10 protein-coding genes are annotated in these 17,099 nt (G+C 66.1%); 8 read left to right on the top strand and 2 right to left on the bottom strand.

All coding sequences use genetic code 11. The features are described 5' to 3' along the window. The first annotated feature begins 11 nt into the window (after nt 1–11). The 6 genes from ILT42_RS00050 to ILT42_RS00025 all read left to right on the top strand — a co-directional run bounded on the left by ILT42_RS00050 (nt 12) and on the right by ILT42_RS00025 (nt 9,527). A complete protein-coding gene (locus ILT42_RS00050; protein ID WP_204213259.1) occupies nt 12–1,994 on the top strand; it encodes a heme lyase CcmF/NrfE family subunit in 1,983 nt (660 codons plus the stop codon). Nucleotides 1,995–1,997: 3 nt separating this feature from the next. Then, nucleotides 1,998–2,471, top strand: coding sequence for a cytochrome c-type biogenesis protein (locus ILT42_RS00045; protein ID WP_204213258.1), 474 nt, complete (start codon nt 1,998–2,000; stop codon nt 2,469–2,471). A gap of 299 nt (nt 2,472–2,770) precedes the next feature. Then, complete coding sequence (locus ILT42_RS00040) at nt 2,771–3,982, top strand: trypsin-like peptidase domain-containing protein (protein ID WP_204213257.1); 1,212 nt, start codon at nt 2,771–2,773, stop codon at nt 3,980–3,982. A gap of 322 nt (nt 3,983–4,304) precedes the next feature. After that, a complete protein-coding gene (locus tag ILT42_RS00035) occupies nt 4,305–5,012 on the top strand; it encodes a winged helix-turn-helix domain-containing protein (protein ID WP_204213256.1) in 708 nt (235 codons plus the stop codon). Next, nucleotides 5,002–6,447, top strand: a complete 1,446-nt coding sequence (locus tag ILT42_RS00030; RefSeq protein WP_204213255.1) for a HAMP domain-containing sensor histidine kinase — start codon at nt 5,002–5,004, stop codon at nt 6,445–6,447. The genes ILT42_RS00035 and ILT42_RS00030 overlap by 11 nt, the downstream gene beginning before the upstream one ends. A gap of 128 nt (nt 6,448–6,575) precedes the next feature. Next, the gene (locus ILT42_RS00025) at nt 6,576–9,527 is read left to right on the top strand and encodes a bifunctional [glutamine synthetase] adenylyltransferase/[glutamine synthetase]-adenylyl-L-tyrosine phosphorylase (RefSeq protein ID WP_229428306.1); all 2,952 of its coding nucleotides are present in this window, start codon (nt 6,576–6,578) and stop codon (nt 9,525–9,527) included. On the opposite strand, the gene ILT42_RS00020 is transcribed toward ILT42_RS00025, so the two are convergent. Beyond that, nucleotides 9,524–11,740 carry a PAS domain-containing sensor histidine kinase gene (locus ILT42_RS00020; protein WP_204213253.1) on the bottom strand — a complete coding sequence of 739 codons (2,217 nt, stop codon included), beginning with the start codon at nt 11,738–11,740 and terminating at the stop codon, nt 9,524–9,526. The two genes, ILT42_RS00025 and ILT42_RS00020, sit on opposite strands and share 4 nt — an antisense overlap. Before the next feature lie 307 nt (nt 11,741–12,047). Next, a complete protein-coding gene (gene pepN / locus ILT42_RS00015; RefSeq protein WP_204213252.1) occupies nt 12,048–14,687 on the bottom strand; it encodes an aminopeptidase N in 2,640 nt (879 codons plus the stop codon). Nucleotides 14,688–14,921: 234 nt separating this feature from the next. Here pepN and ILT42_RS00010 point away from each other — a divergent pair, with 234 nt between their 5' ends. Further along, the gene (locus tag ILT42_RS00010) at nt 14,922–15,362 is read left to right on the top strand and encodes a VOC family protein (RefSeq protein ID WP_204213251.1); all 441 of its coding nucleotides are present in this window, start codon (nt 14,922–14,924) and stop codon (nt 15,360–15,362) included. A 117-nt stretch (nt 15,363–15,479) separates the two neighbouring features. Next, nucleotides 15,480–16,964: a xanthine dehydrogenase small subunit gene (xdhA, locus tag ILT42_RS00005; RefSeq protein ID WP_204213250.1), complete on the top strand. Its 1,485-nt coding sequence runs from the start codon at nt 15,480–15,482 to the stop codon at nt 16,962–16,964. The last annotated feature ends 135 nt before the right edge of the window (nt 16,965–17,099 follow it).

Below are 17,099 nucleotides of genomic sequence, written 5' to 3'. Positions count from 1 at the left end.
GGAGCTGATCGGTGTTGGTCGAGGCCGGACATTACGCGCTCGCGCTGGCGCTCGGATTGTCCCTGATCCAGTTCGGGGTGCCGCTCTGGGGCGCGCGGGTCAACGATCCGGTTCTCATGAACGTGGCGCCGCCCGCCGCCATCGCGGTCTTCATCTGCGTCCTGGCCTCATTCCTGGCGCTGACGGCCGCCTACGTGACTTCCGACTTCTCTGTGCTCAACGTGGTCGAAAACTCCCACTCGACGAAGCCGATGATCTACAAGATTTCCGGCGTCTGGGGAAACCACGAGGGCTCGATGCTGCTCTGGATCCTCATCCTGACCCTGTTCGGGGCCGTGGTGGCGGGGGCCCGCCGAAGCGTGCCCTTGCGGCTTCGCGCCAACACGCTCGGCGTTCAGGCCGCCGTAACGGTGGCGTTCCTGCTGTTCATCCTCACCACCTCGAACCCCTTCACCCGCGTAGTGCCGGCGCCCCTGGAGGGCCAGGACCTCAACCCGCTGCTGCAGGATCTCGGCCTCGCGATCCATCCGCCGCTCCTGTACATCGGCTATGTGGGTTTCTCGATCACCTTCGCTTTCGCATGCGCGGCCCTCATCGACGGGCGCATCGACGCGGTCTGGGCGCGGATCGTGCGGCCCTGGACCCTCGGCGCCTGGGCCTTCCTGACGCTCGGCATCGCCATGGGGTCCTATTGGGCCTATTACGAACTCGGCTGGGGCGGCTGGTGGTTCTGGGACCCGGTGGAGAACGCCTCGCTCATGCCGTGGCTCGCGGGCACCGCCCTGGTCCATTCCACCGTCGTCATGGAGAAGCGCGACGCCCTCAAAGTCTGGACGATCCTGCTCGCCATCCTGACCTTCTCGCTCTCGCTCCTCGGCACGTTCCTGGTGCGCTCCGGCGTGCTCACTTCGGTGCATTCCTTCGCGGTCGATCCGGAGCGCGGCATCGTCATCCTGGCCATCCTGATGATCTTCATCGGCGGTTCGCTCGCGCTTTTCGCCTGGCGCGCGCCGATGCTGCAGCAGGGCGGCATCTTCGCGCCGGTTTCCCGCGAGGGCGTGTTGGTGCTGAACAACCTGTTCCTGGCCACCGCCTGCGCGACGGTGTTCATCGGCACGCTCTATCCGCTGGCGCTCGAATCCGTCACGGGCGAGAAGATTTCCGTCGGGGCTCCGTTCTTCAACTTCACCTTCGTGCCGTTGATGCTGCCTTTGTTGCTGCTTCTGCCCTTCGGCCAGACGCTGGCCTGGAAGCGCGGCAACTTTCTCGGTACGGCGCAGCGACTCTACGCCGTGATCGGCATCGCGATCCTGGTGACGCTCGCGGTCTATGCCTTCACCCTTGGCGGCCCGGTCCTGGCGCCGCTCGCCATCGGACTTGGGATGTTCCTCGTCCTGGGCTCGCTCAACGAGATCCTGACGCGGTCCTGGGCGAAGGGCTCGAACCTCTCCGCAGCCTTGCGCCGCGCGCGGGGCTTGCCCCGTTCAGCCTGGGGCACCAGCCTTGCTCATGCGGGCGTCGGTCTCACCGTCATCGGCATCGCGGCGACAGCCTGGAACGCCGAAGAGCTCGGCATCCTGAAGGTCGGCGACACGCTGAGCGCCGGTCCCTATCAGGTCAAGCTCGAACGGGTTGTGCCCCGTGCCGAAGCGAATTACCGCGACGAGGTGGCGACCCTCCTGGTGTCATCAGGTGGACGAGAGCTTGGACATGTCGAGACGATGAAGCGGATCTACGTGACCCGCAACATGCCGACCACCGAGGCCGGAATCATGACGTTCGGCTTGAGCCAAGTCTATGCCAGCATCGGCGAGATCCAGGCGGACGGATCGGTCGGCCTGCACCTGTTTTACAAGCCCTTCGTGCTGCTCATTTGGCTCGGCGCCGTGGTGATGGCGGCGGGCGGGGCCCTGTCCCTGAGCGACCGCCGCCTGCGCGTCGGCGCGCCGGTGCGGGCCAAGGGTCTACAGGCCATGCCGGCTCCGGCGGAGTAGGCCATGCGGACCGCGCTCGCCCTGATTCTTGCGCTCGGCCTCGGCGGCTCGGCGCTTGCCGTTCAGCCTGACGAGGTGCTCAAGGATCCGGCCCTCGAGCAGCGGGCGCGGGGCATTTCGTCGGGCTTGCGCTGCCTCGTCTGCCAGAACCAGTCCATCGACGATTCGGATGCGCCGCTCGCCAAGGACCTGCGCGTTCTCGTGCGCGAGCGCCTGACGGCCGGAGACAGCGATTCTCAGGTGCGCGACTTCCTCGTCCAGCGCTATGGCGAGTTCGTCCTTCTGAAACCCTCCTTCAGCGGCCACAATCTCCTGCTATGGCTCGGTCCCTTCGCGGTTCTGGTTGTCGGAGGCATCGGGGTGTTCGTCTCCATGCGAAGGCGCAAGGTCCAGCCAGCGGTCCCGCTCGATGCGACGGAGCAGTCGGCGCTTGAGGAGTTGCTCAGAGGTAAAGGGCAAGGCCGGAAAGAGGTTTGAATGGCCCTCGCCTCATCCTGAGGGAATTGCAGAGCAATTCGTCTCGAAGGATGGTCCAGTTGGCGCCGGAAACACCTCGCTGGAGCCATCCTTCGAGACACCCGCTTCGCGGGCCCTCAGGATGAGGTCGAGGGGCATCGAGAAGCCGCTAGTCAGCTCCTCACGATCAGGTTGAGCACGACTCTCCCGCCTTGCCCAACCTTACGAACAATTCATCTGGCCGTGAGAGCACCGTAACGGGACGTCCCCCATCTTGATCTCATGACGAACCCCCAGAGGGGTTTGCGGAGGTCAATCTGATGACGAACACGAATTCCAATTCGGCCAGCAAGCGCACCGCCAAGTGGCTCGGTGCAGCCGCCGTGGCGGCCCTGATCGCCGGCGGTGCCGTGCAGACCGGTTTCATCGCCCCCAACGAGGCCCATGCCGAGCTTCGCTCCATGAGCCAGCCCGTCCAGGGCCTGCCTTCCTTCGCCGACGTGATCGAGAAGGTGAAGCCCGCAGTGGTGTCGGTCAAGGTCAAGGTGCAGAACGTGGCCAGCCGCGACGACGACGAGGACGGCGGGCAGTTTTCCATGCCCGACTTGCCCCCGGGCCACCCCATGGAGCGCTTCTTCAAGCAGTTCCGTGACGGCCAGCCGGGTCAGCGCGGCGAGCGTGGCCAGCGCCAGCAGCCCAAGCAGTTCGGCCAGTCTCTCGGCTCGGGCTTCTTCGTCTCGGCCGACGGCTATGTGGTGACCAACAACCACGTGGTCGAGAACGGCGCCAGCGTCCAGGTGACGATGGAAGACGGCAAGTCCTACGACGCGAAGGTCGTCGGCACCGATCCCAAGACCGACCTGGCCCTGCTCAAGGTCGATGGCGGGAGCGACTTCCCCTATGTGCGGCTGGCCGGCCAAAAGGCCCGTGTCGGCGACTGGGTGATGGCGATCGGCAACCCGTTCGGCCTCGGCGGCACCGTGACGGCCGGCATCGTGTCGGCCCAGCACCGGGACATCGGCGCGGGTCCCTACGATGACTTCATCCAGATCGATGCTCCCGTGAACCGGGGCAATTCGGGTGGACCGACCTTCAACCTGGCCGGTGAAGTGGTTGGGGTGAACACCGCGATCTTCTCGCCGTCCGGCGGGAACGTGGGCATCGCCTTCGCGATCCCGGCCTCGACGGTGGACTCCATCGTGACCTCGCTGAAGGACAAGGGTTCCGTGACCCGCGGCTTCATCGGCGTGCAGATGCAGCCCGTCACCAAGGAGATCGCCGAGGCGATCGGCCTGAAGGAGCCCAAGGGCGCCCTCGTGGCTGAGGCCATGAAGGACAGCCCCGCCGCCAAGGCAGGCGTGCGGACCGGCGACACCATCGTGGCCGTCGACGGCGAGCGGATCGGCGAGGCCAAGGACCTGTCGCGCAAGATCGCCACGGTCGCGCCGGGCAAGTCCGTTTCGCTCACCCTCTATCGCGAGGGCAAGGAGCGGACCGTGACCCTCGAGGTCGGATCGCAGCCGAAGGCCTAAAACCCTCGGTTCAAAGGTTGGACGCCGGGCCTTTCTCGTCAATCGCCCCCCAGCGGGCCCGGCGCTCCTGCCCTCGGCAGGCTGGTTCCCCCTCCATAAACCAGCCTGCCGTTGGGCTCCCATCGGCAAGCGGCCCGACAGCACAGCCCTCCGTCGTCCCTGTTGTCCTGCATTCGAACGGCGGGCCTTGCGTAACCGGCCCCGAGCCCTTGAGCCGCTTCCACCACAAGCCCCGGTGGAGGCGGCTTTTGTTTTTACCATCCTGGCTTTTCGGGCGCGGGCCGGATGCCATTCCGGGAAAAAGGGCTCTAAGATCATGCCCATGCGTATTCTGATCATCGAGGATGACCGCGAGGCAGCCTCCTATCTCGTCAAGGCCTTTCGCGAGGCCGGTTACGTCGCCGATCACGCCGCCGATGGCCTCGACGGCTATGCCATGGCGGAATCCGGCGATTACGACGTGCTGGTGGTCGACCGCATGCTGCCCAAGCTCGACGGCCTGTCCCTGATACGCTCGCTGCGGGAGCAGAAGGTCGAGACGCCCGTTCTCATCCTGTCCGCTCTCGGCCAGGTCGACGACCGGGTGAAGGGCCTGCGGGCCGGCGGTGACGATTACCTGCCCAAGCCCTATGCCTTCTCCGAGCTATTGGCGCGGGTGGATGTGTTGTCGCGGCGACGGTCCTCGGGGGGCAGTGCCGAGCCCACGATCTACCGCATCGCGGATCTCGAACTCGACCGGCTGTCCCACCGGGTCACCCGTTCGGGACGTGAGATCGTGCTGCAGCCCCGCGAGTTCCGATTGCTCGAATATCTCATGAAGAACGCCGGACAGGTGGTGACCCGCACCATGCTGCTCGAACATGTCTGGGATTACCACTTCGATCCGCAGACCAACGTGATCGACGTTCACGTATCCCGCCTGCGCGCCAAGGTGGACAAGGGCTTCGACCGGCCGCTCATCCATACGATCCGGGGCGCGGGCTACACGGTGCGCGTCGGCCAGGAGGGGGCGCGGGGCGATGACGAGTAGCGCCGCCATGAGCTGGCGCGCGGGACGCCCCATGTCGGCGCTCGGCAAGCTCGTCCGCACGACCGCGTTCAAGCTTTCGTTCGCGTATCTTCTGGTCTTCACGGTCTTCGCATTCGGGACCCTGTCTTACGTGGCCTGGAACGCGAGGCGGGTTCTGGACGACCAGTTCATTTCCACCATTCAGGCCGAGATCACAGGGCTGTCCGACGTATATCGGACGGGCGGCATCCGCCGCCTCGTCACCATCGTCGACCGCCGCTCCCGAATGCCTGGCGCCTCCCTCTATCTCGTGACGACGGATACGGGCGAGCGCATCGCCGGCAATGTGGGGGCGCTGCCTGCGGGCATCATCGACCGTCCGGGCCAGTACGAGACCGATTACGCCCGCACCGAGGAGGCCAATGCTCCCACGGGCCATGCCATCGTGCGCGTCTACATGCTGCCGGGCGGCTTCCGTCTCATGGTCGGACGCGACGTGGAGGAGCGGGCCCGTCTGCGCGAGGTCATCCAGCGCGCGTTCGGCTACTCGATCATCCTCATCGGCGTGCTCGGCTGCGCGGGCGGATGGTTCATCACGCGGCGGGTGCTCAAGCGCGTGGACGACATGACGGAGACGACCCGCACCATCATGGACGGCGACCTGAACGGACGCCTTCGCGTCGTGGGAACGGGCGACGAGCTCGATCGCCTCGCCCAGAACCTGAACGCCATGCTCGACCGGATCGGCGAACTGATGGTGGGCATGAAGGAGGTGTCCGACAATATCGCCCACGATCTCAAGACGCCGCTCACCCGGCTGCGCAACAAGGCCGACGAGGCCTTGCGAAGCGCCAAGACTCCCGAGGAGCTGCGCGAGGCCCTGGAGGCCAATATCGAGGAGAGCGACAACCTCATCCGCATCTTCAACGCCCTCCTGATGATCGCCCGCCTGGAGGCCGGCGGCGCCCGTGAGGTGCTGGCGGATTTCGATGCCGCCGACGTGGTGCGCGACGTGGGTGAGCTCTACGACGCGGTTGCGGAGGACGCGGGCGTTCCGCTCACCCTGGCGGTAGACGACGATCTGCCGGTCCACGGCAACCGCGAATTGTTGGGCCAAGCCATGGCCAATCTGCTCGACAATGCCATCAAGTACGGGGCCGGCCGGGGAGGCGATCGGCTCGAAGGTGGGATCGAACTCACGGCCGCCAAGGCTGACGGCATGGTGCGGATCACCGTGGCGGATCGGGGGCCGGGCATCCCGGAGACGGACAGGGTTCGGGTCGTCGAGCGGTTCGTTCGCCTGGAAAGCGCCCGCTCCAGCCCAGGATTCGGCCTGGGGCTCAGCCTGGTCTCGGCCGTCGCCCGTCTGCATGGCGGCACCTTCAAACTTGAGGACAATGCGCCAGGCCTCAAGGCCGTGCTTGCAATTCCCCTGAAAGACGTTCCAACGTCGTAAACCCGATCTCGACCTGACGAGAGCCGCCGGCCTGCCGTGACGGATGCGTCCAGAAGCCCCTGGAGCCCTCCCTCACGACACGGGGGACCTGGCTCAGGACGACGTTTTCCGCTGGGTTGGACGATCCTATGGCCGCAGATGCAAGATCCCTTCAGGCCCGCTTGACGAAGGCACCCCTCGTCTCCGACGCGCGCCGCGCCAAGGCTCGGATGGCGGACTGGCTGAAGCGGGTCGAGGCAGCCGGCGCCGACAGGGCTCTTCTGGACTCCCTCGCGGGAGGACTCTTGCGCGACCTTCTTCTGGCGGTTGCCGACCACTCGCCATTCCTGTCCAACGTCATCGCAGGGCGCCCGGAACTCGTCGCGGAACTGTCCGCTGGCGTTCCGGAGGACGTCCACGCGCGCTTGGCGGCGGACCAAGCGGGCCTGTTCCGTCGCTTCCGTGACGGGGAGATCGGCCGGGATGAGGTTGCCCGCCACTTTCGTCGCAACCGCAACGCTCATGCGCTGCTCGTCGCCCTCGCCGATATGGGCGGGGTCTGGAGCGTGGAGGAGGCCACGCAGGCCCTGTCCGATTTCGCGGACGCTTCCGTGCGCGGCGGCGTCGGTGTCGTTCTCACCGAGATGGCGTCGCTCAAGCGCATCACGCTCGCGAACGCGGACGAGCCCGGCGAAGGCTCAGGCTTCACGGTGCTGGCGCTCGGAAAGCATGGCGCCGGCGAGCTCAATTATTCGAGCGACATCGACCTCGTGGTGTTCTTCGATCCGGAAACCGCGCCCTTGCCCGATCCCTCCGAGGCGGCCACCTTCTACACCCGCGTGGCGCAGGGGCTCGCGCGTCTCCTGCAGGAGCGCACGTCGGACGGCTACGTGCACCGGGTCGATTATCGCCTGCGGCCCGATCCGGGCTCGACGCCAACCGCCGTCGCGCTGCCGTCGGCCTACACCTATTACGAGACCGTCGGACAGAACTGGGAGCGGGCCGCTCTCATCAAGGCGCGACCCGTGGCGGGCGACCTCGGTCTCGGCGAAGCTTTTCTCGCCGACCTGAGACCCTTCATCTGGCGCAAGTATTTCGACTTCGCGTCCATCGCCGACGTGCATGCCATGAAGCGGCAGATCCACGCGGTGCGAGGCCACGACCAGATCGCGGTGGCGGGGCACGACATCAAGCTCGGGCGAGGGGGGATCCGCGAGGTCGAGTTCTTCGTGCAGACGCAGCAGCTCGTCTTCGGCGGTCGGAGGCCCGGACTGCGCGGACGACGCACCCTCGACATGCTGGCGGCCCTGCACCAGGAGGGCTGGATCACCGCCGGGGCGCGGGACGAGCTGTCCGATGCCTACCGGTTCCTTCGCACGGTCGAGCATCGCCTGCAGATGGTGGCCGACGAGCAGACGCAGCGGCTTCCCGTCGATGAGGATCAGCTCAAGCGTTTCGCCCGCTTTTGCGGCTTTTCCAGCTTCGCGGCGTTTTCCAAGGCTCTGATCAAGCAGGCCAAGATCGTCCAGGGCCATTACGCTCTCCTCTTCGAGGAGGGCCCCGAGCTTGCCTCCGATGCGGGCAATCTTGTCTTTACCGGGACGACCGACGACCCCGAGACGCTGGCCACCCTGCAGCGCCTGGGCTTTCGCCAGCCCGAGCAGGTGGCCGAGACCGTGCGGGGGTGGCATTTCGGACGCCGCGCCGCCATCACCAGCCAGCGCGCCAGGGAGGTTCTGACGGAACTCGTGCCAGCCCTGCTGACAGCCCTCGGCGGAACGCCCGATCCGGACGGGGCTCTCGCGGCGCTCGACCGGGCCTTCGCCCGGATGCCCGCCGCCGCGGAGCTTCTCACGATCATGAAATCGCATGACCGGCTTCGCCTCCTCTTCGCCGACCTGCTGGGCACGGCACCGCGACTTGCGGACATGGTGGCGCAATCACCCCACGTCCTCGACACGCTCATCGATCCCGCTTTCGTCGTGCCGCTGACCGACGATGCCTCCATCGAGGATCAGGTGCGCCAATCCATCGGACGACCGACCGATCACGAGGATTTTCTCGACCGGACGCGCGACGCCGCACGGCAGATGCGTTTCGCGACAGGCGCCAAGATGCTGTCGGGCATCCTGTCGCCCGCCCAGGCCGGCGAGGCGTATTCGGCCATCGCCCGCGCCGTCATCCGCGCCTCGTTCGAACAGGTGCGATCCGTGTTCGAAGCGGAGCACGGACGGGTGTCCGGCGGCCGGATCGCGATCTTGGGCCTCGGGCGGCTCGGCACGCGCGAACTGACGGCGGGATCCGATCTCGATCTCGTCGTCACGTACGACTTCGATGAGGAGGATCGCGAGAGCTCAGGCCCGCGTCCGCTCGATGCGGTGGTCTATTATACACGCCTGACCCAGCGCCTCGTGGCGGCCCTCACCGTGCCGACGCGGCGAGGGTTGCTCTACGAGGTCGATCTGCGCCTTCGCCCGCAAGGCGGCAAAGGACCGGTCGCGTCGCAGTTTCGGGGCTTCCTGGCCTATCAGCGAAGCGAGGCCGATCTCTGGGAGCACATGGCTCTGACCCGCGCCCGCGTCATGGCGGGCGACGGCGATTTCTGCGCGGACGTACAGGCCGCGGTGTCGGACATCGTCGCCACGAAGCGGGACCCTGCCGGGGTCAACAGGGAGGTTCGCGCCATGCGCGACCTCATCGCGCAGGAGAAGGGCGACGACGACCCCTGGGATCTGAAACTGGCGCGCGGCGGGCTGACGGATCTCGACTTCATCGCCCAGGCGCTGATCCTGTCTCAGGCTCGGGCGCATCCGTCGCTTGCCGGCCTCGCGCCGGAATCGACCTTCGCCGAGGCGCAGGCCGTCGGGATCCTGAGCGAGGACGAGGCGCACACCTTGATCGACGCCCATCGTCTTCTCGCGTCGGTCTTCCAATGGCAGCGCCTGACGATCGAAGGGCGTTTCGACGCGGCGTCCGTGTCTCCCGCCATCATGAAACGCCTGGCAGGCGCGGCGGGGCTGCCGAATCCGAAGGTTCTGCTCACGCACCTCGACGAGACACGCAAGCGCGTTGTCGAGATCTACCGTCGCGTGCTGGCTTAGGCGGCCGCGTCCGCGAGTGCGATGTCGGCGCTCGTGGCCTCCGTCAGCGGCAGGTGGACCAGCACGATGGTGCCGACGCCTTCCTGGCTCTTGATGCGCAGCGAACCGCCATGCAGCTCCGCGATTGAGCGGGCGATGGCAAGACCGAGACCCGAGCCCTTGTAGCTCTTCGAAAACTCGGTCTCGACCTGCTCGAACGGACGGCCCAGACGCTGGAGCGCATGGTCGGGAATGCCGATGCCGTTATCCTCGACGTAGAGGTTGACGGCATTGCCGGCCTGACGGGTGCGGATGGTGATGCAGCCGCCGTCGTTGGTGAACTTCGTCGCGTTCTGCAGAAGGTTGACCAGGATCTGGTGCAGGCCGCGCTCATCCGCCGGGACCACGATGTCGTCCGGCTGCACGTCCACGGTCACGGTGAGGTTCTTGGCGCGAACCTGTTCGCTGACGAGACGGAGCGCACGCTGCACGGCGCCGTTCACCTCCATCGGCACCTTGGTCAGCGTCGTGCGGCCGGCCTCGATGCGCGACATGTCGAGAATGTCGTTGATGACGGAGAGCAGGTACTCGCCGCTGGAGCGGATGTCGTGGCAGTATTCCTCGTATTTTTCGGAGCCGAGCGAACCGAAGATCCCGCTCTGCATCACCTCGGCGAATCCGATGATCGCGTTGAGCGGGGTGCGGAGCTCGTGGCTCATGTTGGCGAGGAATTCGGACTTGGCCCGGTTGGCGCTTTCGGCTTGAGCCTTCTGGTCGAGATAGCGTTCCGCGAGGTCCGCAAGCTGATGGGTCTGCGCCTCAAGCTTCTGGCGGGATTGCTTGAGGTCGAGAACGGAAGCGATCAGTTCTTTCTCGGATTCCACGAGGCGGTGCTCGTGACGCTTCAGCGCCGTGATGTCGGTGCCGACGGACACGTAGCCGCCGTCCTTGGTGCGGCGCTCGTTGATCTGGAGCCAGCGGCCGTCGTTGAGGCGGGCCTCGAAGCTGCGCGCATCCGCATCCTGACGGTCTCCGCGGGCGAATTGGTGCTGCACCTCCGGCGGGCGGCCCAGTGCCATCACCTCGGCGTAGGACTTGCCTTGAAGCGCGGCGTTGGCCGGCAGTTCGTGCAGTTTCTGGAATTTCGAGTTGCACAGCACGAGGCGATTGTTGGCGTCCCACAGCACGAAGGCTTCCGAGATAGCTTCCACGGCATCGTGCAGGCGCGCATCGGCGCGCGCCGACTTCTCTTCGAGATTGCGCTGCTCGGTCACGTCGACCGCGATGCCGACCAAGTGGCTCGTCTCGTCGTCCGGATCGCTCATGAGTTCGGCGCGGGCGCGCAGCCAGACCCAGTCGTTGTTGGCGCTGCGGATGCGGAACTCGTAGTCGAGCAGCGAAGTGCGCGCGGAGGCAAGCTGCTCGGCGATGGTGTAGAGATCCTCGTCGTCCGCGTGGATCATCGCATTGACTTCGCCGAAGGACAGGAACTCGTCGCGCCGTTCGTAACCCAGCAGCTCATACATCGAGTCGGACCAGTAGATGCGCCCTCTGCCGACATCCCAGTCCCAAAGGCCGCAGCGGCCGCGGCTTAGCGCGGAATCGATACGGTCGCGCACCTTCTCGCAGATCTCGTCGGCCGAGCGCGCCCGGTTGGCCTGCATCACATAGGCCAGGCCGATGCCGAGCAGCACGACGGTCGCGGCGCCGAGCAGGGATACCTGTCCGATGGTGCGGGCCCACCAGCCCGACAGGACGCGCGGGATCGGCTGCACGACGGCGAGCTGGCCGCCGGAGCTCGCGATCGACCGGACCGTGGCGATGCCCTGGTCGCCGTCCGCGAGCTTGATCGTCATGACGCCCGCGCGATCCGCGAACACGGTCAGGGGCTGCGCTTCGCCGAGAAGTTCGCCCAAGGTCGCAGGCGCCACGACGCCTGCGGGGTAGGTCGCCTGCACGTTGCCGTTCATGTCGGTCAGCAGGAGCACGCGGCTGCGCAGCAGCACGCTCGACGGCATGGACTGGGCGATTTCCGAGAGCTGGAGGGCCGCTGCCTTCGCGCTGTTGGGAGCGGCGCGCTGGTCCAGCTTCAAGGCGGCCAGGGACGCGATCACGTCGATGTCGCCGATAGCGTCGATCACGGTCTCTTCGCGGCTGTCGCGAACCTGCACCCAGGCGCTCGTCGCCAACGTGATCAGGAAGAGTGCGAGCAGGGCCGGAACGGCCAAGCGCAACAAGGACTCATATTGTTCGAGACGGCGGAAAGCGGGGTTTGCGATTGATCGCGTTACACCTAGAATCGTACCCGCACGCGCAGGTACGCACGCGGATGTCGCCCCCGCCATGCTGGCCCCCTTTGGAATCCTTTAACGCCCCTCACCGGAAGGATGTGCCGCATCTCTCCGAATCGTTGTTAATAGAATCATCCACAGGTGATTTGTCTAGCTACCTGAGAGCTGCGCCGGGCAAATAATTTAACCATCTGTTGAGGTTTCGTTTGCAAATCGAAATCTCTTTATCATCAGTTGGTTAGCCTGGCACCTATTCGTTTAGAGAGCGTTGAACGATGTCCCCTACGTCACGGGAAAGATTGGGCTTTCCGGCGATCCTTCGAAGGGCCGAACAGGCGGCATTTTTTTGCGAAGTTTTCATCATTTTCCACACGCTGAAGGCGGTCAGGAGTCTTGCGGCGAGTTGCGGATTCAGGTCGTCGATCCTGATGATGAGGTCGGCCATGAAATCGTACCCAGCGCCGTCCGCTCGGTTGAACTGGGTCTGATTGAGCATGGCGAAGCTCGCCAGCAGGGCGCGGGCACGGTTCGGATTGGCGAGAGAGAACGCTTCGTGCTTCATCAAACGCCGCACCCGGTCCAGCGTCCCGGCCTCGGGAATCGCCGCCTGCAGCGTGAACCACTTGTCCAGAACCAGCGGCTCGTCGCGGTAGCTCTGTTCGAAAGCCGACAATGCGTCCTCGCGGGCCCGGCCGGGCAGGGTCGTCAGGACGCCCAGGGCGCCGAGCCTTTCCGTCATGTTCGTTGCCGTTTCGAATTGCCGGAGCGCGAGGGTCTCGCCCTGGGCGGCATCGCCCGCAGTCAGCAGGTCCAGGGCGACGTTGCGCAGGGCGCGCCGCCCCGCGCTCGCAGCATCCGGGCTGTAGGCGCCTGTCGAGGCCAAGCCAGCGTGCAGCCGCTCGAGCGGCTCCGCGCAATGCCGGCCAATCCGGCGGCGCAACTCGGTGCGGGCTTCGTGGATGGCGTCGGGGTCGACGTCGCTGCCGATCTCCTGGGCGATGTCGGCCTCAGACGGCAGGGTGAGCACGAGGGCCGCGAAGGCGGGGTCGGCTTCGGCGTCCCTTTCCAGGAACGCGCGCAAGGCTCCTGTCAGGCTCACGCTCTCGGCTTCGTTGAAGGGCGCCCCGCCGCTGGCCGCCGCCAGCATCCGCATCGCAACGGTCTGCGCGGCCTGCCAGCGATTGAACGCGTCCGTGTCGTGGCGCAGGAGGGTCAGCAACGCGTCCGTCGTCAGGTCGAGCGAAGCTTTGACGGGCGCCGAGAAGGCCCTGAACACCGACGGCACCGGTCTCACGGCAACGTTCGAGAAGGTGAGACTCTCAGCCGTCTTGTCGAACACGAAGACGCCGTCCTCCCGCACCTCATTGCAGGAGATCGCAAGGGGCTCGCCGTCCGGCGACACGAGGCCAAGCACGACGGGAATCACCATCGGGCCCTTGTCGGGCTGGCCCGGCGTCGGAGCGGTTTCCTGGGTGAAGTCGAGCCTGTAGGTTCTCGCCTCCGGATCGTGGTGTCCCGCGATCGACACGCGGGGCGTCCCGGCTTGAGCGTACCATTGCGCGAAATGCGACAGATCGCGGCCCGTGACGTCGGAGAACGCTCCCAGAAAATCCTCGACGGTCGCGGCGGTCCCGTCGCAACGCTCGAAATAGAGGTCCATGCCGCGCCGGAAGTCTTCCTCGCCGATGAGGGTCTTGAGCATGCGAACGATCTCGGCGCCCTTCTCGTAGACCGTGGCGGTGTAGAAGTTGTTGATTTCCTTGTATTGGGTCGGGCGGACCGGATGGGCGAGGGGGCCGGCGTCCTCGGAGAACTGCCGCGCCCGGAGCACTTTCACCTCGGAGATGCGATGCACCGGCCGCGAGCGTTCGTCTGACGAGAATTCCTGGTCTCGGAAAACCGTCAGGCCTTCCTTCAGGCAAAGCTGGAACCAGTCGCGGCACGTCACGCGGTTGCCCGACCAGTTGTGAAAATACTCGTGGGCGATGATCGCTTCGATGTTGGCGTAATCCGTGTCGGTGGCCGTCTCGGCGCTCGCCAGGACGTATTTGTCGTTGAAGATGTTGAGACCCTTGTTCTCCATGGCGCCCATGTTGAAGTCCGACACGGCCACGATGTTGAACACGTCGAGGTCGTATTCCCGGCCGAAGGCAAGCTCGTCCCAGCGCATGGAGCGCTCCAGGGCATCCAGCGCATAATCCGCGCGGTCCTCCTTGCCGGGCTCCACGTAGACCGCGAGCGCCACGTCCCGGCCGTTCATGGTGGTGAAGCGCTTGGACACGTGGCCGAGCTTTCCGCCGACCAGCGCGAAGAGGTAGGACGGCTTGGGATGTGGGTCGTGCCAGACCGCGTAGTGCCGGTTCGTTCCGGCGACCTCTCCGGTCTCGACGGGGTTGCCGTTCCCGAGCAGCACGGGCGCCTCGTCCCGGTCGGCTTCGATCCGGGTCGTGTAGACGGACAGGACGTCCGGGCGATCGAGACAATACGTGATGCGGCGAAAGCCCTCCGCCTCGCATTGGGTGCAGTAATTGCCGCTCGACCGATAGAGTCCCATGAGCTGGGTGTTCGACGTGGGATCGATCTCGGTCTCAACCGTCAAGGTGAAGGGGCGTGCCGGAGCGTGGGGGATTGTCAGCGCGTCAGGCGACGCCTCGTATTCACCGGTCTTGAGGGTTTGTCCGTCCACAGCGAGGGCTTTGAGAACCAGCTCGTCTCCGTCCAGCACCAGCGGGGCCTGTCCCGGCACGGCCGGGTTCGGTCGGATCGCCAGCGTGGCCGTGACCCGGGTCGCGGTCGGATGCAGGCGCACGTCGAGGTCCACCCGGTCGATCAGGTAGGCGCTGGGGCGATAATCCTCGAGACGGACAACCTGGGGAGTATCGGTTCGCATGGATGTTGTTCTTCCTGACGGTGTGATGGCGTGCCCGGCGGAATGCGTCGGCCGGCGGCACGAAATGGCGCCCGATGGTAGGCCGTCCCCAGCAAATGCCAAGGGGGCGACGATGCAGGCCGCCCCAGCTCTTGACGTTGCGCACCGATGCCCCAAGACGAGGCAGGAGACCCTAGCAAGAGATCGATGCACGAGTGACCGGCAGGCCCTTGGGGCGCCGGAGAAGAGGACACGATGGAATATCTGCACACGATGATCCGGGTCACGGATCTTGACACATCCCTGGACTTCTTCTGCAACAAGTTCGGCCTCGTGGAGGTGCGGCGCACGGAGAGCGAGAAGGGCCGCTTCACCCTGGTCTTCCTGGCCGCCGACGAGGACGTGGCCAAGGCCAAGGACACGAAGGCCCCGCTTCTGGAGCTGACCTACAACTGGGACCCCGAGGAGTACAAAGGCGGCCGCAATTTCGGCCATCTGGCCTATCGGGTCGACGACATCTACGCCTTCTGCCAGAAGCTCATGGACGCGGGCATCACGATCAACCGCCCGCCCCGGGACGGGAACATGGCCTTCGTCAAGACCCCGGACAACGTTTCCATCGAGATCCTGCAGCGCGGCGAGCCGAAGCCCCCGCAGGAGCCCTGGGCCTCGATGCCCAACACGGGCACCTGGTAGGCCGTCCCGCGCGAAGTGTTGTCGCGGGGCCGCCGCGACAACGACCCTGTTGGCGAAAGCCCGTTCCTCGGCCATGCTAGCCTGGAGGTTGAGCCGGACGATCCGGTGGAGGCATGCGTGGCACGAAAGACAATCCGCTTCCGGCGGCAGGGACGAGAGATCGAGGTCGCAGGCTTCCACCCCCGAACCACCTTTCTGGACTATCTGAGGCTCCAGGAGCGCAGCCTGGGCACCAAGGAGGGCTGCGCGGAGGGCGATTGCGGCGCCTGCACGGTCGCGGTGGGCCGGGTCCGGGAGGGCCGGCTCGTCTACGAGCCCGTGAACGCCTGCATCCTGCTCCTCGGGCAGGTGGACGGCGCCGAGGTGGTGACCGTGGAGGATCTGGCGAGCGCCGAGGGCCTGCACCCGGTTCAGGCGGCGCTGGTGAAGCACCATGGTTCGCAATGCGGGTTCTGCACGCCGGGCATCGTCATGAGCCTGTTCACGCTCTACCACGAGGGCGAGCGGCCCGTGTCCCGCCAAGCCGTGAACGATACGCTGGCAGGCAACCTGTGCCGCTGCACCGGATACCGCCCCATCATGGACGCGGCGTTGGAGGCCTGTGCGAGCGGCCCCGTGGACGTCTTCTGGTCCGAAAAGGCTGCCCGCGCACGCCACGTCTCGGCCCTGGACGAAGACCGCCGCGACGTGTTCGTCGGCGAGGGCTCCCAGTTCTTCGCCGCGCCGGCCAACGAGGCCTCGCTGGCGGCGCTGTATGCGCAGCACCCGGACGCGACCCTGGTGGCAGGCTGCACCGATGTGGGCCTGTGGATCACCAAGGGCCTCGCGGACATCCGCAAGATCATCTGGCTCGGGCGCGTGAGTGGGCTCGACCGGATCGAGGACGGCCCCGAGACCCTGGTCCTCGGCGCCGCCGTCACCCATGCGGGGGCCTTTGACGCCCTGGCCGGGATCGACCCGGACCTCGGCGAGATCATGCGGCGCTTCGGCTCCGTTCAGGTGAGGGCCTCCGGCACCGTCGGCGGCAGCATCGCCAACGGCTCGCCCATCGGCGATCTCGCGCCCGCCCTGATCGCCCTCGACGCTTCCCTGGAGCTTCGGCAGGGCGACGGGGTGCGCACGCTGCCGCTGGAGAATTTCTTCATCGCCTACAGGAAGCAGGATCGCCTGCCGGGCGAATACGTGAGGCGCCTTCTCGTGCCGAAGCTCAGGTCGGGCGAGGTGTTCCGGGCCTACAAGGTCTCCAAACGCTTCGACGAGGACATCTCCTCCGTGCTGGGCGCCTTTCGCCTTACACTGGACGGCCGCCGCATCGCATCGGCCCGCATCGCGTTCGGCGGCATGGCGGGGATCCCCAAGCGCGCCGTCGAAACGGAGGCTGCACTTCTTGGCGCATCGTTTGATGACTCATCTTCTTGGCAAAATGCGTTCGAAGCCATGGCCCGAGACTATCAGCCCCTCGACGACCATCGGGCCTCCGCATCCTACCGCGCGACGGTGGCGCGCAACCTGGTGCTGAAGGCCCTAAGCGAGATCGCCCATGACAGCACGGGCGCAACGCGCATCGTTGGCCATCGCGGCCCGCTGGCAGCTGCGGAGTGATGGGGATGAGTCAGAATGGGACGACGGACGCATCCACCTCCCCCTTGAGGGGGGAGGTCGGCCCGGAGGGCCGGGAGCGGGTGGGAAACGCCATGTCCGGGAATGTCGCGTTGCCACCCCACCCCGGAGCGCTGA

The sequence above is a fragment of the Microvirga pudoricolor genome (genome assembly GCF_016892705.1).
In the GTDB taxonomy this organism is placed as follows: Bacteria; Pseudomonadota; Alphaproteobacteria; order Rhizobiales; family Beijerinckiaceae; genus Microvirga; species Microvirga pudoricolor.
This window is presented reverse-complemented; position numbering and strand designations above follow the sequence as displayed.

Excerpts from the sequence above, each read along its gene's own strand:
- ILT42_RS00045 (WP_204213258.1), top strand. The coding sequence starts at position 1,998 with ATGCGGACCGCGCTCGCCCTGATTCTTGCGCTCGGCCTCGGCGGCTCG.
- ILT42_RS00040 (WP_204213257.1), top strand. The coding sequence starts at position 2,771 with ATGACGAACACGAATTCCAATTCGGCCAGCAAGCGCACCGCCAAGTGG.
- ILT42_RS00035 (WP_204213256.1), top strand. The coding sequence starts at position 4,305 with ATGCGTATTCTGATCATCGAGGATGACCGCGAGGCAGCCTCCTATCTC.
- ILT42_RS00030 (WP_204213255.1), top strand. The coding sequence starts at position 5,002 with ATGACGAGTAGCGCCGCCATGAGCTGGCGCGCGGGACGCCCCATGTCG.
- ILT42_RS00025 (WP_229428306.1), top strand. The coding sequence starts at position 6,576 with ATGGCCGCAGATGCAAGATCCCTTCAGGCCCGCTTGACGAAGGCACCC.
- pepN (WP_204213252.1), bottom strand. The coding sequence starts at position 14,687 with ATGCGAACCGATACTCCCCAGGTTGTCCGTCTCGAGGATTATCGCCCC.
- ILT42_RS00010 (WP_204213251.1), top strand. The coding sequence starts at position 14,922 with ATGGAATATCTGCACACGATGATCCGGGTCACGGATCTTGACACATCC.